Below are 25,275 nucleotides of genomic sequence, written 5' to 3'. Positions count from 1 at the left end.
GTGGCGCCATGGACTTCGGACTCGTCCTGCAGACAGACCCACCTGCCTCCCGCGTCATCAGCCTGATGAAACGGGCCGAGCGCAACGGCTTCACGTACGGCTGGACGTTCGACTCCGCCGTGCTCTGGCAGGAGCCGTTCGTGATCTACAGCCAGATCCTCTCCAACACCACGAAGCTGAAGGTCGGCCCGATGGTGACGAACCCGGGCACCCGCACCTGGGAGGTCACCGCCTCGACCTTCGCCACGCTCAACGACATGTTCGGCAACCGCACGGTCTGCGGTATCGGGCGCGGCGACTCGGCGATGCGGGTGGCCGGCCGCAAGCCCAACACGCTCGCCCGGATCAGCGAGGCCATGAAGGTCATCCGGGCGCTGGGCCGCGGCGACGAGGCGGACCTCGGCGGCACGGTCATCAAGTTCCCGTGGATCAAGCCGGGTGCCGAACTCCCCGTCTGGATGGCCGCGTACGGCCCCAAGGCGCTGAAGATGACCGGTGAGGAGGCCGACGGCTTCATCCTCCAGCTCGCCGACCTCTACCTGACCGAGTACATGGTCAAGGCCGTGAAGACCGCGGCGGCCGAGGCCGGACGCGACCCCGACGACGTCAAGATCTGTGTCGCCGCGCCCGCCTATGTCACCGAGGACGACTCGCCCGAGGCGCTCGCCCACGCGCGTGAGCAGTGCCGCTGGTTCGGCGGGATGGTCGGCAACCACGTCGCCGACCTCGTCTCCAAGTACGGCGAGCACTCCGCCGCCGTACCCGATGAACTCACCGACTACATCAAGTCCCGTGAGGGCTACGACTACTCGCACCACGGACGCAGCGGCAACCCCGACACCCAGTTCGTGCCCGACGAGATCGTCGACCGGTTCTGTCTGATCGGCCCGGCCGAGAAGCACATCGAGAAGCTGAACGCGCTGCGCGAGCTGGGCGTCGACCAGTTCGCCCTGTACGACATGCATGACGCTCAAGAGGCGGTCATCGAGGCGTATGGATCAACGGTCATTCCCGCCGTCAACAGTTGAGGGCGGCCTCGGCCGTTGATGACCTGCAGCAGTGGTTGATGGTCGACCCATCCGTCAACCATTGACGGCATCGATCCACCCTGCTCCACCCACCCAAGTCGTCCCCTTCCCACCTCCCCGGGAAGGGGGCCGCACCACCGCTCCACCGCACCACCACCCCCACGGCGCCACCCGCACGGCCTTTCCCGTCCCGCCTCATCGATTGGCCTGCCCATGACCGACACCGTCCCCACGGGGCCGCCGATATCCCAGTCCGCCGACACCGACGGCCGGATCGAACTCAGTCCCGGGGCCTTCCCCGCCGACAGTCCCTTCGCCAACGAGGACCTGCGTCCCGTCCCCGTGTCCGAGCGCAAGTGGACGACGTACAACTTCGCGGCGCTGTGGATATCCATGGCCCACTGCATCCCCAGCTGGACCCTGGCCTCCGGCCTGGTCGCCCTCGGCATGGACTGGAAGCAGGCCGTCTTCACCATCGCCCTGGCCAACATCATCGTGCTGCTGCCGATGCTGGCCACCGGTCACGCGGGACCCAAGTACGGCATCCCGTTCCCCGTGCTCGCCCGCGCCTCGTTCGGGCTTCGCGGTGCCAACATCCCGGCGCTGATCCGCGCCGCCGTGGCCTGCGGCTGGTTCGGCATCCAGACCTGGATCGGCGGCAGCGGCATCTTCGCCCTGGGCTCCAAGCTCACCGGCGGTGAGTGGGAGAACGCGGGGAAGATCGCGGGCAACCCGTGGCCGCTGTGGCTCTGCTTCCTCCTGTTCTGGGCCCTGCAGATCGCGATCATCTACCGAGGTATGGACTTCCTGCGGCACTTCGAGAACTGGGCCGCACCCGTCGTGATCGTCGGCGCGTTCGCGCTGCTCATCTGGATCGCGGTCAAGGCCGACGGCTTCGGCGCGCTGCTCGACCAGCCCTCGAAGCTGGGCTGGGGCGCGGACTTCTGGCCGGTCTTCTTCCCGTCCCTGATGGGCATGATCGGCTTCTGGGCGACCCTGTCCCTCAACATCCCCGACTTCACCCGCTTCGGCGCCAGCCAGAAGGCGCAGACCTGGGGGCAGTCCCTCGGTCTGCCCACGACGATGACGCTCTTCGCGATCCTCGCCGTGCTGGTCACCTCAGGCTCCGAGGCCGTCTACGGAGAGGCGATCTGGGACCCGGTGGCCCTCGCGGCCAAGACGGACAACGCCTTCGGTCTGCTCTTCGCGCTCTTCATCGTGTTGATCGCCACGATCTCCGTCAACATCGCGGCGAACGTGGTCTCCCCGGCGTACGACCTGTCCAACCTGGCCCCGAAGTTCATCAACTTCCGTACGGGCGCGTTGATCACGGGTGTCATCGGCATCCTGATCTTCCCGTGGAAGCTGATTTCCACGCCCGAGTTCTACATCTTCACCTGGCTCGGAGTGGTCGGCGGTCTGCTCGGCACGGTCGCGGGCATCCTGATCGCCGACTACTGGATCATCCGCCGTACGGTCCTGCACCTCGCCGACCTCTACACGCCCGGCGGGCGCTACTGGTACTCGAACGGCTGGAACTGGCGGGCGGTGCTGGCCTTCGCGGTCGGCGGCGTCCTGGCGGTCGGCGGCTCGTACTCGAACGTCGACGCCAAGGGCGCGAAGCTCGGCCCGTTCCCGACGGACGGACTCATCCCGTTCCTCAAGCCGCTCGCGGACTACGGCTGGGCGATCGGCCTCGCCTCGTCGCTCGTCCTGTACGTCGCGCTGATGGCGCCGTTCGCACGAGTGGAGAGCGCGGAGCGGGAGGGGCGCACGGTGAAGGCCGACCAGGTCGTCTGACGACGGCGGGCCGCGTTGGGAGCCGCTGTTACTGAGCGGCCTCCAGCGCGGCCATCGCCTCCTTGGCGGCCTTGATGGCGCCCTTGTTGATCTCGTCCGTACTCGGCGCCTTCTTCGACTCGAAGTCGCTGCCGTTGTACGTGATGACCACCATGGCGTTGGACGCCTGGACGAACACCTGGCCCTCGCGCGTCTGCTGCTTGTCCTCGGTGGTGAGGTTCACCACCGAGTAGGCCGCGTCCCCGAGACCGGGAACGACCCCTCCGCCGCTCTTCTCCGTCGTGCGCTGCTTGTAGGCGGCCTGGGCAGCCTGGTCCGATTTCTTGATTTCGTACGAAATGTCGAGCCAGCGGTAGTCGAAACCCTTGAGCGCGTTCCACGAACAGGTGCGGCGCAGCGACTCGTCGGTCGACGGGATCTCCTTGCCGGCCGTCTTGGCGGCCGGCACCAGCGAGGTCACCGTCTTCTTCGACACGCCGGTGCAGGGCGCGGGCGAGGTGCGGTACGTGCGGCTCGCCGCGGCGGTCGACGGCGCGGACGGTGATGCCCCGCCGTCGGGGGCGGCCTTCTTCTCCGCGGCCGGGGTCGCGGCGAACGGCCCGGACGACAACGACCAGCCCGCCAGGGCGAGCACGACGACCGGCAGCAGACGCGCGGTCAGAGCGAGAGGAAGAGAACGCACGGCGCACATTTCGTGGGGGACGGTGCGGAGAGTCCGCACAGCGGACAGGACGCCAGTGTCACATGCCTGCCTGTGGGGCGGTAGTACAAACTCGCTCCGTACCCGCGCGGTGACAGGGACTCACCCTTGACGGTCCATGACCCCGTGCGATACCGGGGCATCGAGGGGCAGAGCCCGCTCGATGCGGTCCACGGCGGCGAACGCCCCATACGCGACGAGCCGGACCAGGCAGCGGTCCGTGTACGGAGGCCGCTTCCAGGCCGCCACGTCCTCGTCGGTGATCCGGTACGGAGCCAGCGCGGCCAGTATCGCCAGCCGCGCCCCGGGCCTGTTCCTCCGGTCCGGCAGGGCGTCCCACACCAACGGCTGATGCGTACCGTCCCACGCCGCGACGACACTTCGTACGAGGTCCTGGTCGGCCTCGGTCAGCAGGCCGGCGCCCTCCATGGCGGCCGTCCGCAGCGCCGCGTAGGCCGGGGCGACCGTCGTGCCGGCCGCCCAGGACGGGCCGGGGCCCGGGTCACCGTCGAGGAGGGCGAGGCTCGTGCCCGGGGTGAGACGCCGGCGCAGGGTCTTCGCCAGGGAACGGCCGGCGAGGCTGCGGACCGGCCTGAACCGCTGGGTGTTGCCCGGCAGCAGGTTCTCCGTCAGCAGGGCCGAGACGATCCGGTTGATGAAGTGGAAGGACAGGGCGGTCCCCACGTACGCGGCCGTGTGCCGGGCGAAGAAGGGCAGCGGGGTGAGTTCCGGGTGGCCCGGGACACGGGTCGCCTCGCCCCAGGCGACCATGCGCGCCTGCACCTCCTTGTCCGGGGTCCCGCCGCGGGCCAGCCGCTCCGCGAGGGCGTGGTTGCCGGTGGCGTGCAGCAGGACGGTGTGCGCGTCCACGCAGAACGGACACCTGTTGGCGCGGGACACCCCGAGCGCGGCCAGCTCCTTGCCGGTGCGGCTGCCGTCGCCCGCGAGCAGCGACTCGCGCATCAGGGCCCAGGTGGCGGCGAGGAGTTCGGGCGCGGAAGAGAGGACGACGAAGGTGACGGCGCCGTCGATGCCGAAGTCCTCCGAGAGCTGCCGGTAGACCTCGGCGGTCCGGCCGGTGGCGGACCTGGGCGGCGGAGGCTGGGTGTAGCGAAAGGGCGTGGTCACGAACGGGTAGCTGAAGGGTTTGGTCATACCGAGAACCCTCGCTCCCGGAGGTGCCTCCGGGCGTCGTACGGCCGAAGGCAGTTGGCGGTGATCCGACGCGACCGCGCCGGGCGCCGGACTACTGCGCCGGGAGTAGTCGCGGGCCCGTCCACAGGGCTGACGACCTTGTCCGTACGGCGGTCTACCGTACGGACATGAACGCGGACCAGGCCACCCTCAAACGGCTCGCCGACGTGGTACTCGCCGTCGTGATCGGCGCGATCGTCGTGTCCGTGGCGGCCTTCGACAAGGACACCGCGCCGGTCGACTACGCGCTGATCGTGACCGGTTCGCTCGCGCTGGCCGCGTACCGGAAGGCTCCTCGCCCGGTGCTCGCCGTCACCACGGCCGCGCTGGCCGGGTATGTGCTGCACACCGAACCAGGGCTGGTGGCCTCCCTCCCGGTGATGGCCGCGGTCCACACGGCGGCACAGGCCGGGCACCGGGGCGCGGCCGCGGCCGCGGGCGGGGTGTTCCTCGGGGCGTGGCTCGCGACGGGCGTCACTTCCCAGGACACCGTCGAGCAGACCGCGTTGCTCGCGGGCTGGTTCCTGTGCGCCGTCGTGACCGGTCTCGCGGGCCGCAACTGGCAGGCGTATCTGCGCCAGACGGAACAGCGCGCGCTGGAGGCCGAACGCACCCGCGAGGAGGCGGCACTGCGCCGCGCGGGCGAGGAACGCCTGCGCATCGCCCGCGAGTTGCACGACTCCCTCACCCACAGCATCTCGATCGTCAAGCTCCAGGCCGGAGTCGCCGTCCACCTCGCGCGCAAGCGGGGCGAGGAGATACCCCCGGCCCTGCTCGCCATCCAGGAGGCGAGCAGCGAGGCCATGCGCGAACTGCGCGCCACCCTTGAGGTGCTGCGCACCGACGAGCCGACCGGCACCCCGGCCCTGCTCGTGGAGCGTGCCCGGGCCGCCGGACTCGCCGTCGACCTGACCGTGACCGGCCACGAGCGCCCGCTGACGGCGACCGTGGACCGCGCCACCTACCGCATCGTCCAGGAGGCACTGACGAACGCCGCCCGGCACGCCGGGCCCGCCAAGGTGGCCGTCCAACTGGAGTACGAAGAAAGCGAGTTGACGATACGCGTCGACGACGACGGCACCGCCGAGCCGTCTCGGCCGTGCGCCGAGGGCATCGGGCTCACCGGCATGCGCGAACGCGTCACGGCCCTGGGCGGCACCCTGCACGCCGCCCCGCGCGCGGAGGGCGGCTTCTCGGTACGGGCCCGAGTGCCGCTGGAACTGCCGTGAGCGCCCTGATCAGGGTCGCGCTGGTCGACGACCAGGCCCTGATGCGCGCCGGATTCCGGGCCCTCCTGGACGCCGAGGAGGGCATCGAGGTGGTCGGCGAGGCCGCCGACGGGGAACAGGGCCTGGCGCTGGTGCGCGCGCACGTCCCGGACATCGCCCTCGTCGACGTCCAGATGCCGGTGATGACGGGCATCGAGGCGACCCGCCGCATCGCCGCCGACCCGGAACTGTCCGGCGTACGCGTGGTGATGCTGACCAACTACGGCCTGGACGAGTACGTCTTCGAGGCACTGCGGGCCGGTGCCAGCGGGTTCCTGCTCAAGGACACCGACCCCGCCGACCTGCTCCAGGCCATCGAGGTCGTCGCGCGCGGCGAGGCGCTGCTGTCGCCGTCCGTCACCCGCACGCTGATCGGCGAGTTCGTGGCCCGGCCCCCGGACCGGGCCAGCGCCCCCGGCCTTGAGTGCCTCACCCGCCGCGAACGCGAGGTCACCGCGCTCGCCGCCCGCGGCCTCACCAACGAGGAGATCGCCGCCCACATGGTCATCAGCCCCTTCACGGTCAAGACCCATGTCAGCCGCGCGATGACCAAGCTCGCCGCACGGGACCGCGCCCAACTGGTCGTGTTCGCCTACGAGTCGGGGCTGGTCGCGGCACGCGGGTCCGCGGAGTGAGGGGTTCCGTCGAGGTCTCGTGTGATGATCGGCGCGTGATCGCCATACGCCCGAGACCGGTCCGCAGCGTCGCCCTCTCCTGTCTGCTGGTGCTGGGAGTGAGCGGCTGCGGGCTCTCCGCGGAGCTGGACCGGGAGAGCAACCCCGAACGCAGGCCCACGCCGACGCCGACCGTGGAGGTGCCGACCAGGGCGGCGAACCCGCCTCCGTCCGGGATCCCCACGCGCTCTCCGTCCGAACCTGCTCCGTCCGTACCCGTCCAGGACGGGCAGGGCTGCCCGCCGTCCGGCCTGCGCTTCCGGGCCGACGAGGGCGACGCGGCCATGGGGCTGCGCGCCATGGGCCTCGACGTCATCAACTGCGGTGACCGCCCGTACAAGTTGAACGGCTACCCGGCCGTCACCGTCCTCGACGCCTCGGGCGACCCCTTCCCGGGCGTACGGACCGTCGAGGGCACGGACAAGGTGTCCATGGCGCCGGAGGACCCCGGACCCCGAGCACTGACCCTCGCCCCAGGCGAGAGCGCACACGCGGCCCTGTACTGGCGGATGCACAACCAGGACGGTGTCTACCTCCGCGTCGCCCCGGAGAAGGGGGACGACACCGTGACCGTGCGGCCTCCGTATCCGCTCGACATCGGCCCCGAGAACATCCTGGGGACGACGGCCTGGCAGCCGTCGGCGTAGTCCTCTGAGCAGCCCTCGCAGCAGCCCTCGGAGCAGGGGGCGCGGCGGGCTGCGTACGATCGCCGGACGCCTGCCGGACGCCCGTCCACGGTCCGGATGCCCGCGCCGCAGTGAGGAGTTCCCCCGTGTTCACGACCCGACCCACGCTCCAGGGCACTTTCGGGATGGTGTCCTCCACGCACTGGCTGGCCTCGCAGTCGGCGATGGCCGTGCTGGAGGACGGCGGCAACGCGTACGACGCCGCCGTCGCCGCCGGATTCGTGCTCCACGTCGTCGAGCCGCACCTCAACGGGCCCGCCGGCGAGGTGCCGATCATCCTGGCCCCGGCGGGCGGCGAGGTACGGGTGCTGTGCGGACAGGGTGTGGCACCGGCCGGGGCCACGATCGCCCACTACAGGGGACTGGGTTTGGATCTCGTACCCGGTACCGGGCCCCTCGCGGCCGCGGTTCCCGGGGCCTTCGACGCGTGGATGCTGCTGTTGCGCGACCACGGCACGAAGTCCCTGGCGGACGTCCTGAAGTACGCCATCGGGTACGCGGAGGACGGGCACGCGCCCGTGGAGCGCGTCGGCGAGACCGTCGAGACGGTACGGGAGCTCTTCGAGACCGAGTGGACGTCCTCGGCCGATGTGTACCTGCCGGACGGGCGGCCCCCGCGGCCGGGCGAGCTGTTCCGGAATCCGGCGCTGGCCGCGACCTGGAAGCGGCTCATCGCGGAGGCCACGGAGGAGGCGGGGACCCGCAGGGAGGCCGATGCCGGTCAGGAGCCCGGAGTCGGTCACGAGTACGGAGTCCGTCAGGAGCCCGGGGCGCGGGACGGTGGCGAGCGGGTCGCCGAGATCGAGGCGGCGCGGCGGATCTGGCGCGAGGGCTTCATCGCCGAGGCCCTGGTACGGCAGGCGGCCCGGCCCACGATGGACACCAGCGGTGAACGGCACTCCGGCACGCTTTCGGCGGCCGACCTGGCCGGCTGGTCCGCTTCCCATGAGGCGCCGGCCACGTACGACTGGCGGGGCTGGACGCTGTGCAAGGCCGGCCCCTGGAGCCAGGGCCCGGTGCTCCTCCAGCAGCTGGCCCTGCTGCCGCCGGAGCTGCCGCGGTACGGCTCCGCCGAGTACGTGCACCTGCTGATCGAGGGCTGCAAGCTCGCGATGGCCGACCGGGAGGCCTGGTACGGGGACGCGGCCGAGGTCCCCCTGGAAGAGTTGCTGTCGGCGGAGTACAACACCGGGCGGCGGGCGCTGGTCGGGGAGAAGGCTTCCTACGAGCTGCGGCCGGGCAGCCCCGGCGGACGGGCCCCACGGCTCAGCGGGCACGCGCGCGTGGTGGCCGCGGGGGAGGACGGCTTCGACGCGCTCGGGGTGCCGGGGGCTGGGGAGCCTACGGTGGCGCGGGCAGGGGGTGCGGCGGGCGCCGGGGAGCCGACGGTGGCCGGGGGCGCGGGTGCGACGGCTGTGGACGCGGGCCAGGCTGGTGCGGGCCAGGGAGAGGCGGCCGTCGCCGAGCGGCAGACGCCTCCCCTGCCCGGGGAGCCCGACGTCTCCGCCGACGGGGCGACCCGGGGCGACACCTGCCACCTCGACATCGTCGACCGCTGGGGCAACATGGTCGCGGCCACGCCCAGCGGCGGCTGGCTGCAGTCCAACCCGGTCGTGCCCGAGCTGGGCTTCCCGCTCGGCACCCGGCTCCAGATGGCCTGGCTGGACGAGGGGCTGCCCAACTCCCTCGCGCCGGGTCGCCGTCCGCGTACGACGCTCACGCCCTCGCTCGCGCTGCGGGACGGGGTGCCGGTCATGGCCTTCGGCACGCCGGGCGGCGATCAGCAGGACCAGTGGCAGCTGCACTTCTTCCTGGCCGTCGCCCTGCGCGCGGAGGTACGCGGCGGCCTGGACCTCCAGGGCGCCATCGACGCCCCGAACTGGCACAACGACAGCTTCCCCGGCTCCTTCTACCCGCGCGGAATGCGCCCCGGCAGCGTCACCGTCGAGTCCCGCACCGACCCGGACGTGGTGGAGGAGCTGCGCCGCCGCGGCCACGACGTCCAGGTCGGCGACGCCTGGTCCGAGGGCCGGCTGTGTGCGGTGGCGCGGGACCCGCGGACCGGAGTGCTGTCGGCGGCGGCGAACCCGCGGGGGATGCAGGGGTACGCGGTCGGACGCTGAGGCCGGTCCCGGTCCCGGCAGGGGTACCGGTCCCGGCACGGGTCACGCGGCGCTGATCTCGTAACACTCGTTGTTCATGGTGATTCCACCCGGGATACACCGGGCGGGTGGGGATTGTCAGTGGCGCGTGCTCTCATGGAGGCATGATCCAGGACATCGAAACCATCGACGAGTTTCTCGCACACCGCACAGCCGACGTGGAAGAGGCCGTCCGTACGGCGGCCGCCACGGAGATCATGCCGCGCTTCCGGCAGCTCGCCGCGCACGAGATAGACGAGAAGACCGGCCCGCACGATCTGGTCACGGACGCCGATCGCAAGGCCGAGGAGTTCCTCACCGAGGCGCTGGTCAAGCTGCTGCCCGGCTCGGTCGTCGTCGGCGAGGAGGCGGTCCACGCCAACCCCGCGACGTACGAGGCGATCAAGGGCGAGGCGCCGGTCTGGATCGTCGACCCGGTGGACGGCACCCGCCAGTTCGTCCACGGCGACCCCGGCTTCTGCACGCTGGTCGCGCTCGCCCACGGCGGAGTCCTGCAGGCGTCCTGGACGTACGCACCGGCCCGCGACCAACTCGCGGTCGCCGTCCGCGGCAAGGGTGCCCTCCTCGACGGCGAACCCCTCCGCGCCGGTTCGCCCGCCCCGGGCCGTGACCTCGAAGTGGCCACGTCCCACCCGGACTACACGACGGACGACCAGAAGCGCGCGCTTCTCGGCCTCTGGACGGATGGCGTCAGCCCGCGCGCGTGCGGCTCGGCCGGACTGGAGTACCTCGCCGTCGCCCGGGGCGAGTTGGATGCCGTTGCGTTCTCCTGGGAGGCCGCCTGGGACCACGCGGCGGGCATCCTGCTCGTCGAGGAGGCGGGCGGCGCGCACCTGACGCTCTCGGGGGAGCCCTTCCGTATAACCGGGGGCAACACGCTTCCGTTCACGGCGGCTCGGGACGCGGCCACGGCCCGCCGGGTCCTCGGACTGCTGTCGGGCGGGGCCTGACCTGTGACGGCCCGGGGCTGAGGCGGGGCTGTCGGAGGTCCGGCATATCCTGATCCCCAGTGGCCGTCGGCTGACAAAGGAGTCCGAAGGTGCCGTCGATGCTCGATGCCGTCGTGGTGGGTGCGGGGCCGAACGGACTGACGGCTGCCGTGGAGCTGGCCCGGCGCGGCTATTCCGTGGCCGTCTTCGAAGCGCGCGACACGGTCGGGGGAGGCGCCCGCACCGAGGAGCTGACCCTGCCCGGCTTCCGGCACGACCCGTGCTCCGCCGCACATCCCCTGGGCATCAACTCGCCCGCGTTCCGCGCCATGCCGCTGGCGAGGTACGGCCTGGAGTGGCTGCAGCCCGAACTGCCCATGGCGCACCCCTTCCTGGACGGCACGGCGGCTGTGCTGTCGCGCTCCGTGGCGGAGACGGCAGCCTCGTTCGGACCGCGTGACGCGGGCGCGTACCGCAGGCTCGTCGAGCCGTTCACGCACACCTGGGACACCCTGGCGCGGGACTTCATGTCCCTGCCGCTCACATCGCTGCCGCGCGACCCGGTCACCCTCGCCCGGTTCGGCCTTGCCGGACTGCCGCCCTCGACATGGATGATGCGCCGGTTCCGTGACGACCGGGCCAGGGCCCTGTTCGCCGGACTGGTCGCGCACGTCATGGCCCCGCTGGGCGGCATCGCCACCGGCGCGGTCGGCCTCGTCTTCGCGCTGGCCGCACACGCCCGGGGCTGGCCCGTCGCCCGCGGCGGTTCCCAGTCGATCTCCGACGCGCTGACGGCGTACCTGAAGGATCTCGGCGGCGCAGTGCACACCGACTACGAGGTCAAGCGTCTCGACGACCTGCCGCCCGCGCGCGCGTACATCTTCGACACCTCGCCCACCGCGCTGGCCCGCATCGCGGGCTTCGGGCGGTACTACGAGCGGTTCCGGTACGGGGCGGGCGTCTTCAAGGTCGACTACGCCCTCGACGGACCGGTGCCGTGGACCGCGAAGGAAGCCCGGGCCGCCGGCACGGTACAGGTCGGCGCGAGCAGCAAGGAGATCGGCACCGCCCTGCGCGCCGCCTCCCGGGAGGGCCGTGCCCCGGACGCGCCGTTCCTGATCACCGTGCAGCCGAGCGTCGTCGACCCGTCCAGGGCACCGGCCGGAAAGCACGTGTTCTGGGCGTACGGGCATGTGCCGAACGGCTGGACCGGGGACCTCACGGACACGATGGAGCGCCAGCTGGAGCGGTTCGCACCCGGCTTCCGGGACCGCGTCCTCGCCCGCGCCACGGCGGGCCCGCCCGAACTCGCCGCGCGCAACGCCAACTACGTGGGCGGCGACATCGCCTGCGGCGCGGCCTCCGGCCTCCAGCTGATGCTGCGCCCCAAGCTGTCCCTGTTCCCGTACAGCACCCCGCACCCGGCGGTGTTCATCTGCTCCTCGGCCACCCCGCCGGGCGCGGGCGTGCACGGCATGTCGGGGCACAACGCGGCCAAGGCCGTGTGGAGGAGACTGCGCCAGTCATGACCGCCATCGAGTTCGTCCAGGGCGACATCACCCGGCAGAGCGTGGACGCGATCGTCAACGCCGCGAACTCCTCCCTGCTGGGCGGCGGAGGCGTGGACGGCGCCATCCACCGGCGCGGCGGCCCCGAGATCCTGGCGGAGTGCCGCAAGCTCCGCGCCGGCCACTACGGAAAGGGCCTGCGTACGGGCCAGGCCGTCGCCACCACGGCGGGCAGGCTGGACGCGCGCTGGGTGATCCACACGGTCGGCCCCGTCTTCAGCCGGAGCGAGGACCGCTCTGAGCTGCTGGTCTCCTGCTACCGGGAGTCGCTGCGGGTCGCCGACGAACTGGGCGCGCGGACCGTCGCGTTCCCGGCCGTCTCCGCCGGTGTCTACGGATGGCCGATGGACGACGCCGCCCGCATCGCGGTCGGGACGGTACGGGACACCGAGACGGCGGTCACCGAGGCCAGGTTCGTCCTCTTCGACGAGCAGGCGTACGAGGCGTTCACCGCGCAGCTTCGCTGACCTGCCCTCAGGATCACACAAAGTCCGACAGGGTCATTGCTCCGATTGTGTTCGGGTCCTAGGGTTTTCTGTGGCTCAGTAGGTGTCTTTGTCCTCAGCGGTCGCATTCTGTCCTGACATCAACTTCCGTCTGTCAGTCGCTTCGACCAGCTCGACAGAGCTGACGCTCCCTCAGTTCGCGCACCCCACATGTCGTACCGAGGAAGGCCACAGTCATGCCGCACCCGCACCCGCACCCGCACGCCCAGATGCCCCCCGTCAGCCGCCGTCGACTGCTTGAGGGAGGGGCCGCCGTCCTCGGTGTGCTCGCCCTGCCCGCGTCGTCCGCCCCGACGCACGCGGCCGAAAGGCCCGGGGCCGCAGCCGGCTCACCGGAGTGGAACGGCGCCATCGACGTTTTCCGGGTGGGGACGGAGCCGCCCCACACCACACTCACTCCGTACGCGGACGTCGGACAGGCGCTGGCCGGCGACCGTACGCGCTCGCCGTACCGGATGAGTCTCGACGGGAAGTGGAAGTTCGCCTACGCCGACCGGCCCGACGACCGGGACACCGACTTCCACCGCACGGACGTCGACGACAGCTCCTGGGACACCATCCCGGTCCCCTCCGCCTGGCAGGTGCACGGCTACGACTTCCCGATCTACATCAACATCACGTATCCCTACTGGGGCCCCAACGGCCTTGGCGAGGAGCCGCAGCCGCCGGCCGCCCCGACCCGCTACAACCCCGTGGGCCAGTACCGGCGCACGTTCACCGTCCCCGAGGGATGGGACGGGCGGCGGACGTTCCTGCACTTCGAGGGCGTGAAGTCCGCCCACTACGTGTGGATCAACGGCGAGTTGGTGGGCTACAGCGAGGACTCCTACGTCCCCGCCGAGTACGACATCACCCCGCACCTCAAGCCCGGCACCAACCAGATCGCGGTGGAGGTGTACCGCTACTCCGACGGCGACTGGCTGGAGGACCAGGACATGATCCGGCTGAGCGGTATCTTCCGCTCGGTCCACCTGTACTCCACACCGGCCGTGCATCTGCGTGACTTCAAGCTGGACACCCCGCTGAGCGACGGCTACGAGGCCGCCGAACTGTCCGTCACCGCGAGCGTGCGCGCCTACGGAGACGCCAAGGGCAAGGCCAGCGGTGGCGGCAGCGGGCGCTACTCCGTCGAGGCGCAGCTCTACGACGCGCGCGGGCACGCCGTCTGGTCCCGTCCGCTGCAGCAGGCCGTCGACCTCGGCTCGGCCCCGGCCGACGAGGACGTGACCGTACAGGCGGCCAGGGCCGTGCCCGCGCCGAAGCTGTGGTCGGCCGAGGATCCGTACCTCTACACGGCCGTGCTGCGGCTGCGCGACCCGGCGGGCAAGGTCGTCGAGACGCTCTCGCACCGGGTCGGCCTGCGCGAGTTCGCGCTCAAGGGCGGGCTGATGCGCATCAACGGCAGACCCGTCTCCTTCCGGGGCACCAACCGGCACGAGATGCACCCCGACCGCGGCACCGCGCTCACCAGGGCGGACATCGTCAGGGACATGGAGATCGTAAAGCGGCTGAACATCAACACGGTCCGCACCTCGCACTATCCCAACAACACGCTCTGGTACGAACTCGCCGACGAGTACGGCCTGTACCTCGTGGACGAGACCAACCTCGAAACCCACGGCATCCGCGACGAGTACCCGGGCAACCACGCCGACTGGAGCAGGGCCTGCGTGGCCCGCGCCCAGAACATGGTCCACCGCGACAAGAACCACGCCTCCGTCGTCATCTGGTCGCTCGGCAACGAGGCGGGCGGCGGCAGCACGTTCGTCGCCATGCACGACTGGATCCGCTCCTACGACTCGACCCGCGTGATCCAGTACGAGGGCGACGACCGCCCGGGGATCAGTGACATCCGCTCGGAGATGTACGACAGCCCCGCGCGTGTCGAGCAGCGGGCGAAGGACACCGCCGACACCCGCCCGTACGTCATGATCGAGTACTCCCACTCGATGGGGAACTCGACGGGCAACTTCCAGAAGTACTGGGACGTCATCCGCCGCCACGACGTCCTCCAGGGCGGCTGGATCTGGGACTTCGTCGACCAGTCACTGAGCTGGCCGACCACGAGGCGGGTGCTGTTCACCGAGGCCGGGCCCGGAAGGGTGCGCGGCGAGATCCAGGCGGGCAGCGCGACCTTCGACCGCGAGAAGGGCCTGTCCGGCAGTACCGTCTTCGCCCGCGACACCGGCCTCGACATCACCGGCTCGCTGACGCTGGAGGCCTGGGTCACCCCGTCCGTGACCGGCTACCACCAGCCGCTCATCGCCAAAGGCGACACCCAGTACGCCCTGAAGCAGTCGGACCGGACCCTGGAGTTCTTCATCCACGGGGGCGGCCAGTGGATCACCGCGAGCTGGGGGCTGCCGGACGACTGGACCGGCAAGGAGCACCATGTCGCGGGCGTCTTCGACGCGGAGGCGGGCACGCTGACCCTGTACGTCGACGGCGCGGCGAAGGCCGCCCGGACCACCACGCGGCGGCCCGACAACAACACCGCACCGCTGTCGCTCGCCACCGATGTCGACAACCCGACGCGGGAGTTCAGCGGCACGATCCGGCGGGCGCGCGTGTACGCCCGCGCCCTGTCCGTGACCGAACTCGCGTCGGACGGGCGCGGACCCGGCGACGACGGGGTGCGGTTCTGGTTCGACGCGGCCACCGTCAAGGTCACCGAGAAGCGGCCGAAGGAGCGCACGTTCTTCGCGTACGGCGGCGACTGGGGCGACCACCCCAACGACGGGGCCTTCGTCGCCGACGGCATCGTCACCGCCGACCGCGGACACACCGGCAAGGCCGCGGAGGTCAAGCAGGTCTACCAGGCGATCAACGCCGCACCGGCGTCCGGCGAATCCCTCGCCGCAGGAGCCGCGGTCACCCTCACCAACGAGTACCTGTTCACCAACCTCCGTGAATTCGACGGGAGTTGGACCCTTGTCGCCGACGGCGAGGTCGTACGGCGCGGGAAACTGAGCCGCGCCCAGCTGGACGTTCCGCCGATCAGCAGCAAGGACGTCACCGTGCCCTTCAGACTGCCGGCCGACCCGGCGCCCGGCGCCGAGTACTTCCTGCACCTGTCCTTCACCACCAAGGAACGCACGAAGTGGGCGAAGGCCGGCTTCGAGGTGGCCAAGAAGCAGCTCCCGGTCGACGCCTACAGCCCGCCGGTGCGGCCCGTCCCGCTGGAGCGCGTGCCCGCCCTGCGCCACCAGGACGGCGAACGGTCCATCACGGTCCAGGGCAAGGGCTTCTCCGTCACCGTCGACAAGCGCACGGGCGTCATCACCTCGTACGAGGCCCGCGGCACCCGGCTGATCACGTCCGGGCCCGTGCCGAACTTCTGGCGGGCACCGATCGACAACGACAGGGGCAACGGCCAGCACGTCCGCAACCAGACCTGGCGCGACGCGGGGACCCTGCGGAAGGTGACGGACGTGAGCGTGCGCGCCCTGCGCGACCGGGCCGTCGAGATCAAGGTCGCGGGGACACTGCCCACCACCACCGAATCGACGTACACCACCACGTACACGGTCTTCGGCAACGGCGAGATCAAGGTCGACAACACCCTGCACCCGGGGGCGGCGAACCTGCCGTACATCCCGGAGGTCGGCACCCTGCTGTTCCTGCCGGGGCGGCTCGAGCGACTGCACTACTACGGCAGAGGCCCCGAGGAGAACCACTGGGACCGCAACACCGGCACCGACGTGGGCCTGTACTCCGGGACCGTCTCCGAGCAATGGACGCCCTACATCCGCCCGCAGGAGAACGGCAACAAGACCGACGTCCGCTGGGCCGCGCTGACCGACCGCGGCGGCGCCGGGCTGCTCGTCTCCGGCGAACCGTTCCTTGAGGTCAACGCCTCGCACTTCACCCCGGAGGACCTGTCGGTGGGAACGCGCCACGACTACCAGCTGACCCCGCGGGACGAGGTCGTACTCCGCCTGAACCACCGGCAGATGGGGGTGGGCGGCGACAACAGCTGGGGCGCGCACACGCACGACGAGTTCAAGCTCTTCGCCGACCGGGACTACTCCTACACCTATCGGCTGCGTCCTCTGACCGACGTCGACATGGCGATGGCGGCCTCGCGGCGGCCCACGGCGGGGAAGTTCTCCGGGTAGTAGGGCGGCAGTTCTCTCCGGGGAGTACGGCAGGGACCTCTCCGAGGAGCGGCGACACGCCCACCGTCCGGTCTCCGATGCTTTCGATCTTGTGTTCGGTGAGACGTAGGCTCACCTCAGCAGGGGAGAACGGCTCGGGGACCGTACGGGGTGGGGCATGGTGCACGACGACGAACTGATCCGGCCGGTGCCGGAGTTGCTGAAGGGGCATGCCACAAGGGCGGGCGACGGGGTCGCTTTCTCAGACTCCGCGCGTGGTGTGACGTACGCGGAACTGGAGCGGCGCACAGGGAAGTTGGCCGGTCACCTGGCGGGGGCGGGGCTCCGCCGGGGTGACCGGGTCGCGGTTCTGCTGGGCAACTGCGTCGAGCTGGTGGAGAGTTGCCTCGCCGTGACGCGGGCGAGCGGGATCGGTGTCCTGCTGAACCCCCGCTCCTCCGACGCGGAGCTCGCGCACCTGCTGGCGGACAGCGGCGCGTCTGTGATCGTCACGGATCCGGTGCACCTCGGCCAACTGGCAAGGCTGGGCGCGGAGTTCGGCCGCCTTCGAGTGCTGATCACCGGGGCGGGTCCGGTGCCCGCGGACGCCCCCGACGGGACCGTACTCCTCGACACGGCGATTGCGGACGAGGGCGCCGAACCGGCGCGCGACGATCTCGGACTCGACGAGCCGGCCTGGCTGCTCTACACCTCCGGAACGACCCACCGGCCCAAGGGAGTTGTTTCCACCCAGCGCACGGCGCTCTGGTCGGCGCAGGCCTGCTACGCGCCGATCTTCGGGCTCTCGCCCGGGGAGCGGCTGCTGTGGCCGCTCCCGCTGTTCCACAGCTTCGGGCACTCGCTCGCCGTACTGGGCGTCGTCGCCACCGGAGCGAGCGCGCACATCACCGGGGAACTCCTGCCGCCCGGTGGGCTGTTGCGCGTACTCGACGAGGCGCACGAGCGGCCCGAAGGACCGTTCACGCTGATGGCCGGTGTCCCCGCGACCTACCACCGGCTGGTGTCCGCGGCCGGGGAGAGCGCCGGACCCGCGCGCACCGGGCTGCGGCACTGCGTCGTCGCGGGCGCGCCGAGTCCGCCGTCGCTCGCCCGGGCTGTGGAGGAGATGCTCGGGGCACCCCTGCTGGACGCGTACGGCAGCACCGAGACGTGCGGGATGATCGCCGTGAACCGGCCCGACGGGCCAAGGATCGACGGCTCGTGCGGGCCTCCGGCGCCCGGCATGGATGTACGGCTCGTAGATCCCCGCTCCGGGCGCGATGTCGAGGACGGCGACGAGGGCGAGGTGTGGGTGCGCGGCCCCGGCCTCATGACCGGCTACCACAACCAGCCCGAGGCGACCGCCGCCGCGCTCAAGGACGACTGGTACCGCACCGGGGACCTGGCCCGCCGGGTCGAGCACGGCCATCTCGCCCTCACCGGCCGGGTCAGCGAACTGATCATCACGGGTGGCGAGAACATCCACCCCACCGAGATCGAACAGGCTCTGCTCAGCTGCCCGGGAGTGGCCGACGCCGTCGTCGTGGGCGGCCCGCACGACGTTCTCGGCGAGGTCCCGGTCGCCTTCGTCGTGCCCGGTCCCGGTGGGCTCGATCCGCAGCGCGTGCTGAGGACGTGCCGGACCCTGCTGTCCGACCACAAGGTGCCTGCGGAGATCCACGAGATCGCCGCCGTGCCGCGTACGGCGTCCGGCAAGATCGCCCGCCGCGCGGTCGTGCCGGGGCTGGCGCGGCCCGCACCCGATCTCCGTTTCGCACCTGCAGCACCTGCAGCACCTGCAGCACCTGCAGCACCTGGAGCACCCGGACCGGAAGTGCCTGAAGTACCGGACAAGCCGGGCCTGTTGAGCGCGGCGGCGCTGCGCGAGCGGCTGGCCCCCCTCTCCCCGGAGGAACGCGAGCGCGTGCTGCGCGAGACCGTGCTCTCCGTGACGGCGGAGGTCCGCGGCGAGCAGCCGTACGAACGGCGGGACGCGGAGCGCCCCTTCGTCGAACTGGGGCTCACTTCCCTGGGCGCCGTCACGCTGATCGAGCGGCTGGGCGCGGCGACCGGGCTGCGGCTGCCGACCACGCTCGTCTACGACTCCCCGACCCCCGCCGAGGTGGCGCGCCACCTGCGGACCGCCCTCTTCGCCCCGGGGACAGCTGGTGCCGAGAGCCCCGCAGCCGGCCCGGGCGAGGACGACGACCCGGTGGTCGTCGTCGCCATGGGCTGCCGCTACCCCGGTGACGTCGAGTCGCCGGAGGACCTGTGGCGGCTGGTCTCCGAAGGCAGGGACGCCGTCTCGGAGTTCCCCGCCGACCGCGGCTGGGACCTGGCCGCCCTGTACGACCCCGATCCGGACCGCCTCGGGACGTCGTACGCGCGCAGCGGCGGATTCCTGCACCGGGCCGCCGAGTTCGACGCGGGTCTGTTCGGGATCTCGCCGCGCGAGGCGCTGGCCATGGACCCGCAGCAGCGACTGCTCCTCGAGACCTCGTGGGAGGTCTGGGAACGCGCCGGGATCGACCCGGCGTCCCTGCGCGACAGTGACACGGGCGTGTTCGTCGGTGTGATGTACGCCGACTACGCCGACCGATTCGGCACCGAGCCCCACGAGTTGGAGGCGCATCTCGGTCTGGGGTCGGCCGGCAGTGTCGCCTCCGGGCGGATCGCCTACACGTACGGGCTGCGCGGCCCGGCGATCACCCTCGACACCGCGTGCTCGGCCTCGTTGGTGTCGCTGCACTGGGCGGCGCGTGCGTTGCGCTCCGGCGAGTGCTCGATGGCCCTGGCGGGCGGTGTCACGGTGATGGCGACACCGAGGTCGTTCACCATGTTCAGCAGGCAGCGCGGGCTGTCGCCCGACGGCCGCTGCAAGTCGTTCTCGTCGTCGGCGGACGGTACCGGCTGGGGCGAGGGCGTCGGGCTCGTCCTGCTGGAGCGGCTGTCCGACGCGCGGCGCAACGGACATCCGGTGCTGGCCGTGCTGCGGGGTTCCGCCGTCAACTCCGACGGGGCCTCCAACGGGCTCACCGCGCCCAACGGCCAGGCTCAGCGGCAGCTCATCGCCCGCGCACTTGCCGACGCCGGGCTCCAGGGGAGTGATGTCGACGCGGTGGAGGGGCACGGCACCGGCACGAAGCTCGGCGATCCGATCGAGGCGGGCGCGCTGCTGGCCACGTACGGACAGGACCGTGCCCCGGAGCAGTCGCCGCTCTGGCTGGGCTCGGTCAAGTCCAACCTCGGGCACACCCAGGCGGCCGCCGGGGTCGCCGGAGTCATCAAGATGGTGCAGGCCATGCGGCACGGGGAGCTGCCCGCGACCCTGCACGCCGAGACGCCGTCCCCGCACGTCGACTGGGCCTCGGGCCGGGTGGAACTGCTGACCGCGGCCCGGCCCTGGCCGTCGTCGCCCGACCGGCCGCGCCGGGCGGGTGTGTCGGCGTTCGGGATCGGCGGGACCAACGCCCACGTGATCCTCGAAGAGGCGCCCGGGGTCGAAAGGGCCGGGCGTGTTGAGACGGCCGGGCGTGCTGAGAAGGCCGACATGGCTGATGCGGCGACGACGGCGCTGCCCCGGGTGCCCTGGCTGTTGTCAGGAGCCGATGAGCCCGCCCTGCGCGGCCAAGCACGGCGGCTGGCTGCCGAGTTGGCCGCCAGGCCCGCCGCGCTGACCCCCGCCGACTCGGCCGACATCGCCCTCTCGCTCGCCGTGTCGAGATCGGCGCTCACGTATCGCGCCGCCGTACCCCCGGGGGAGCGGGAGTTGGCGGGACTCCGAGCCCTTGCGGAGGGCGAGCTCGCCCCCGGAACCGTCCAGGGTGTCGCCGACCCCGGCATCCGTACGGCGTTCCTGTTCACCGGGCAGGGCGCCCAACGCGTCGGCATGGGGCGGGAGTTGTCCGAGACCTTCCCCGCGTTCGCGACCGCCTTCGACGAGGTGTGCGAGGCACTCGACGGACGGCTCGAACGCCCGCTGCGCACGGTGGTGTTCGCGGAGGACGGTTCACCGGAAGCCTCGCGCCTCGACCGTACGGACTTCACCCAGGCAGCTCTGTTCGCCTTCGAGGTGGCGCTGTTCCGGCTGCTGGAATCCTGGGGCGTACGGCCCGACTTCCTGGTCGGGCATTCGGTCGGGGAACTGGCCGCGGCGCATGTCGCCGGCGTGCTGGACCTGTCCGACGCCGCCGCCCTCGTCGCGGCCCGCGGCCGCCTGATGCAGGCGCTGCCGGAGGGCGGGGCGATGGTCGCGCTGAACGCGGCCGAAGACGAGGTCCTCCCCGTACTGACCGGCCTCGGGCTCACGGACCGGGTCGCGATCGCCTCCGTGAACGGGCCGCGCTCTGTGGTGATCTCTGGCGTACGCGACGCCGTGCTCACCGTCGCCGACACCTTCGCGGGGCGTGGGCACAGGACCGTACGGCTGCGGGTGAGTCATGCCTTCCACTCGCCGCTGGTGGAGCCGATGCTCGACGAATTCCGGCGCGTGGCCGGGGAGTTGACGTACCGGCAGCCGCGGATTCCGGTGGTGTCCACCGTGTCTGGGCGCCCGGTCGACGTCGAGGCCGGAGAGCTCTGCTCGGCGGAGTACTGGGTACGTCATGCCCGTCTGCCGGTGCGGTTCGGGGACGCCGTGCGGTGGCTGGGCGAGCACGAGGACGTCGGGGCCTTTCTGGAGGTCGGTCCCGGACCCGTGCTGAGCGTGGCGGCCGAGGACGTGCTGTCGCGTCCCGGTATCGGCGGCAGTGCCGAATTCGCCGCGGCAGTTGGGCGGTTGACGGGTGAGTCCGGCATGCGGGAATCCGAGTCGCTGCTGTCGGCCGTGGCCCGGCTGCATGTGCGCGGTGCGGGGGTCGATTGGGCCGCGGTGTTCGTCGGTTCGGGGGCGCGGCGGGTCGATCTGCCGACGTACTCCTTCCAGCGGCGGCGCTATTGGCTGGAGGCTCCCCGTGCGGGTGCAGGTGCAGGTGCCGGTGTTGAGGCCCGGGCCGACGCGCACGGGCATCCGCTGCTCGGACCGGCGTTCACGGTGCCGGACACGGACCGGACGGTACTGTCCGGGCGGCTCTCGACGGTCGCACAGCCCTGGCTCGGAGACCATGTCGTCGCGGGGAGGGTACTCGTCCCCGCGACCGCCTTCGTGGAGATGGCCGTCCGCGCCGGTGACGAGGTCGACTGCGCCCGCCTGGACGAACTCGTGGTCGTGGCGCCGCTCGTGCTGTCCGGTGGTGCGGGGGTACAGGTCCAGGTGGTGGTCGGTCCGGGGGACGACTCCGGGCGGCGTTCCGTCGACATCTACTCGCGGCCGGACGAGCCGGGTGAGCCGGACGGGGCGGATGAGGGCTGGACTCGGCACGTCACAGGGTCGCTGAGCGGGGCGCCTTCGGCGACGACGGACCCGTCGGAGAGCGACCTGAAGGTGTGGCCTCCCGAAGGCGCAGTGGAAGTACAACTCGCCGACGCGTACGAGGCGTTGGCGGACGGTGACCTCGGCTACGGGCCCGCGTTCCAGGGCGTCCGCGCGGTGTGGCGGCGAGGAGCGGAACTCTTCGCGGAGGTCCGGCTCCCCGAGGAACAGACCCCGGACGCCGCACGCTTCGGCATACATCCGGCTCTCCTGGACGCGGCGGTGCACAGCATGCTGCTGGCCGGGTTCGACTCGGAGGCTGGGCTAGGCTCCGAGCGCGACTCAGGTTCCGTACGGCTGCCGTTCGCCTGGAGTGGTGTGCAGTTGTACGCCGATGGGGCGTCCGAGGTACGGGTGCGGCTGACGCCGACGGGGCCGGGGGCCGTCACGGTGACGCTCGCCGACACGGCGGGGCGGCCGGTTGCCGGAGTCGAGTCACTGGTCACCCGAGAACTGCCCGGCGGCCAACTGGATTCGGCGGACGACGTGGTGCGGCGGGCGTTGCTGCGCCCCGACTGGACACCGGTCGTCGCGGTTGCCGCGGTCGCCAACTCGCCTGCCGATTCCGGTGGACGGGCTTGGACAGTGCTGGGGCCGGACGAGTTGGGCCTCGGCGCGTACCCTCCGCCGACGGGTGACACGGACACTCCGCCGGCCGGGAAGCCCTCCGCGCCCGACGTCGTGGTGCTCACGGCCCTCACCCCCGCCGCGACCCCCGATCCCGTCTCCGCAACCCACCAACTGACCGGCAGGATCCTGGAAGCACTGCGGACCTGGCAGGCCAACCCGCAGACGGCGGGTTCACAGCTGCTCGTCGTGACCCGGGACGCCACCGCACCGGTCCCGGACCTGGCCGGAGCCGCCGTATGGGGCCTGGTGCGCACAGCCCAGTCGGAGATGCCGGGCCGTGTAGTCCTGGTCGACGTGGACGGACGGCCGGAGTCCTTGCGGATGCTGTCCGAGGCAGTGGCCACAGGGGAACCCCAACTGTCCATCCGTGCCGGACAGTTGACGGCACCGCGGCTGGTCGCGGCCTCCGCCGGACCGCTTCGAGCGGCCTCCGCCGCCGGGCCGCCCGAAACCGGAGCCTTCGGACCACACGGCACCGTGCTGATCACCGGCGGCACGGGCGCGCTCGGCGCGGAACTGGCCCGGCATCTGGTCACCGATCACGGCGTACGGCACCTGCTCCTGACTGGGCGACGCGGCCCGCAGGCACCGGGCGCGACTGAACTGCGCGCGGAATTGGAGGAGTTGGGCGCGGAGGTGCGGGTGGACGCGTGCGACGCGGCCGACCTTTCCGCAGTGGCCGAGGTGATCGGGCTCTGCGAGCCTCCGTTGAGTGCCGTGGTCCACGCGGCGGGGGTGCTCGACGACGGCGTACTGGACTCGCTGACGCCGGAGCGGATGGCGGCTGTGCTGCGGCCCAAGGCGGACGCGGCATGGCACCTTCATGAGCTGACCCGTGATCTGGACCTGTCGGCGTTCGTGATGTTCTCCTCGGCGTCGGGGCTGCTCGGCCGGCCCGGCCAGGGCAACTACGCGGCGGCGAACTCCTTCCTGGACGCCCTCGCCCACCACCGCGTCTCGCTGGGCCTGCCCGCGGTCTCCCTCGCGTGGGGGCTGTGGGAGCACGATGGCGGTATGGCGGCCGGGCTCCGCGAGGCGACGGGCCGGGAACTGGTCCGGGCGCTCTCCCGGGAGCAGGGCATGGCGCTGTTCGACGCGGCACTGAGCACCGACGAGCCGGTGCTCGCGCCCGTTCTGCTGCACCGGGCCGCTCTCCGGTCCGCCGACGGGCTCGTACCACCGTTGTTGCGGGGGCTGGTACGCACGGGCACGGGACGACCGTCAGCCGCCCCCGGCACCGGGACTGGGACCGGGACCGGGGCACAGGTCGCGGTGGGGCCGGGAGCATGGCGCGAGCGGTTGGCGGGGCTGCCCGACGGGGAACGGGAGGGCGCGCTGGCGGAGCTGGTGCGTGACACGGTCGCCGTGGTCCTCGGATACCCCGACGGCGACGCGCTCCCCGCCGGCAAGCCCCTCGCCGACCTCGGCTTCGACTCCCTGATGGCGGTCCAGCTCCGCAACGCGCTCACCACGGCCACGGGGCTCTGGCTGCCCGCCACGGTGGTGTTCGACCACCCCACGACGGACGCGCTCGCCCGGCATCTGCTCGGCTTGATCAACGGCGAAACGCCCGAGGCGCAGGCGCAGATGCAGGCGCAGGCGCAGGCGCAGGAACGGAGGCAGGATCCGGATCCGGGGCAGAAGCCGTGGCCGGACCAGAGCCCGAATCACGGCCCGAATCGCGGCCCGTTTCACGGTCCGGATCACAGCCTGGATCCGAAGGCGCAGCCCGGCCCCACCCCCACGCGGACCGACCCCGTGACCCGCCCGCCCCAGACCCTGGCCGCCCTCTACCGCACACTCTGCGCGAAGGGCGAGGTGACCGCGGGTATGCACATGCTGTTCTCCGCGTCCCGTGCGCTGCCGACGTTCGAGGCGTCCGAGAGCCGGGAGCATGCCCTGCCACCGGTCCGCCGGGCCGAGGGCCCCGCCCGTCCCGTGCTCGTCTTCCTCGCCGGGCACCATCCGCCCTTCGCCGTACCGGGAGGGGAGTTCGCCGACTTCCACCGCTGCTTCGACGGCGAACGGGACGTACTGGAACTCCCGCACCCGGGCCTCGGCGCGGGCGCCGCCGTGCCCGCCGACCGGGAGGCGCTGGCGCGCACCCACGCCGAGACGGTGCTGCGGCACGTCGGCGACCGGCCCTTCGTGCTCGTCGGCGCGTCCACGGGCGGTGCCACCGCCCACGCCGTGACCCGGGAGCTCGAACGGCTCGGGACGCCTCCCGCGGGCCAGGTCCTGCTCGACACGTACCTCATCGACGAAGAGAACAGCCGCAAGGACTGGCTGCTCGCCCTGCCCGCCGCCGTCGCACCCCGCCTGTACGAGGACACCGGCGTCGCCGCCATGGGGGCGTACACGCGGATCTTCATGGACTGGGACCCGGAACCGGTCGAGACGCCGACCCTGCTGGTACGGGCCACGCGGCCCACGCCGGAGATGGCGGCGGGACCGGACGCGGACGGCTGGCGGACCTCGTGGCCGCTGCCGCACGAGAGTGCGGACGTCCCGGGCGACCATCTGACCCTCCTCCGGGAAGATGCCCGTACGACGGCGTCCGCGGTCCGCACCTGGATCGGCACCCTCGGCGAGGCTGAGGGAGGCCTCCTCGAGTAGAGGGGGA

At 71.7% G+C, this 25,275-nt stretch carries 13 protein-coding genes; 11 read left to right on the top strand and 2 right to left on the bottom strand.

The window, feature by feature from the left end; all coding sequences use genetic code 11:
* Positions 1-8 precede the first annotated feature (8 nt).
* Both QF035_RS12690 and QF035_RS12685 read left to right on the top strand, forming a co-directional pair.
* Positions 9-1,028, top strand: coding sequence for a TIGR03842 family LLM class F420-dependent oxidoreductase (locus QF035_RS12690; RefSeq protein ID WP_307520297.1), 1,020 nt, complete (start codon positions 9-11; stop codon positions 1,026-1,028).
* Positions 1,029-1,241: 213 nt separating this feature from the next.
* Positions 1,242-2,828: an NCS1 family nucleobase:cation symporter-1 gene (locus QF035_RS12685; protein WP_307520296.1), complete on the top strand. Its 1,587-nt coding sequence runs from the start codon at positions 1,242-1,244 to the stop codon at positions 2,826-2,828.
* 28 nt (positions 2,829-2,856) lie between these two features.
* Here the strand turns inward: QF035_RS12685 and QF035_RS12680 are convergent, their stop codons facing one another.
* Entirely contained in the window at positions 2,857-3,519 is a 663-nt protein-coding gene (locus tag QF035_RS12680) for a hypothetical protein (protein WP_307531081.1), read from the bottom strand.
* 111 nt (positions 3,520-3,630) lie between these two features.
* On the bottom strand, positions 3,631-4,656 hold the full coding sequence (locus tag QF035_RS12675; protein ID WP_307531079.1) for a carboxymuconolactone decarboxylase family protein: 1,026 nt from the start codon (positions 4,654-4,656) through the stop codon (positions 3,631-3,633).
* 194 nt (positions 4,657-4,850) lie between these two features.
* Between QF035_RS12675 and QF035_RS12670 the strand changes: the two genes are divergently transcribed.
* From QF035_RS12670 to QF035_RS12630, 9 genes are all read left to right on the top strand, one after another.
* Positions 4,851-5,951 (top strand): sensor histidine kinase, encoded by a 1,101-nt coding sequence (locus tag QF035_RS12670; RefSeq protein ID WP_307520295.1) that lies wholly within the window; start codon positions 4,851-4,853, stop codon positions 5,949-5,951.
* A gap of 5 nt (positions 5,952-5,956) precedes the next feature.
* Entirely contained in the window at positions 5,957-6,625 is a 669-nt protein-coding gene (locus QF035_RS12665; RefSeq protein WP_307531077.1) for a response regulator, read from the top strand.
* A 35-nt stretch (positions 6,626-6,660) separates the two neighbouring features.
* A complete protein-coding gene (locus tag QF035_RS12660) occupies positions 6,661-7,311 on the top strand; it encodes a DUF4232 domain-containing protein (protein ID WP_307520294.1) in 651 nt (216 codons plus the stop codon).
* A gap of 125 nt (positions 7,312-7,436) precedes the next feature.
* The gene (locus tag QF035_RS12655) at positions 7,437-9,473 is read left to right on the top strand and encodes a gamma-glutamyltransferase family protein (protein WP_307520293.1); all 2,037 of its coding nucleotides are present in this window, start codon (positions 7,437-7,439) and stop codon (positions 9,471-9,473) included.
* Between the two features lie 143 nt (positions 9,474-9,616).
* The gene (locus tag QF035_RS12650) at positions 9,617-10,462 is read left to right on the top strand and encodes an inositol monophosphatase family protein (protein ID WP_307520292.1); all 846 of its coding nucleotides are present in this window, start codon (positions 9,617-9,619) and stop codon (positions 10,460-10,462) included.
* A 98-nt stretch (positions 10,463-10,560) separates the two neighbouring features.
* A complete protein-coding gene (locus tag QF035_RS12645) occupies positions 10,561-11,970 on the top strand; it encodes a phytoene desaturase family protein (RefSeq protein WP_307531075.1) in 1,410 nt (469 codons plus the stop codon).
* Positions 11,967-12,476: an O-acetyl-ADP-ribose deacetylase gene (locus tag QF035_RS12640; RefSeq protein ID WP_307520290.1), complete on the top strand. Its 510-nt coding sequence runs from the start codon at positions 11,967-11,969 to the stop codon at positions 12,474-12,476. Before QF035_RS12645 ends, QF035_RS12640 begins: the two co-directional genes overlap by 4 nt.
* A gap of 215 nt (positions 12,477-12,691) precedes the next feature.
* Positions 12,692-16,633, top strand: a complete 3,942-nt coding sequence (locus QF035_RS12635) for a glycoside hydrolase family 2 TIM barrel-domain containing protein (RefSeq protein ID WP_307520289.1) — start codon at positions 12,692-12,694, stop codon at positions 16,631-16,633.
* 160 nt (positions 16,634-16,793) lie between these two features.
* Entirely contained in the window at positions 16,794-25,268 is an 8,475-nt protein-coding gene (locus QF035_RS12630; protein WP_307531073.1) for a type I polyketide synthase, read from the top strand.
* Positions 25,269-25,275: the final 7 nt, after the last annotated feature.

It is taken from the genome of Streptomyces umbrinus (assembly GCF_030817415.1).
In the GTDB taxonomy this organism is placed as follows: Bacteria; Actinomycetota; Actinomycetes; order Streptomycetales; family Streptomycetaceae; genus Streptomyces; species Streptomyces umbrinus_A.
Note: the sequence above shows the minus strand (reverse complement) of the source record. Positions and strands in the feature narration are given on the sequence as shown.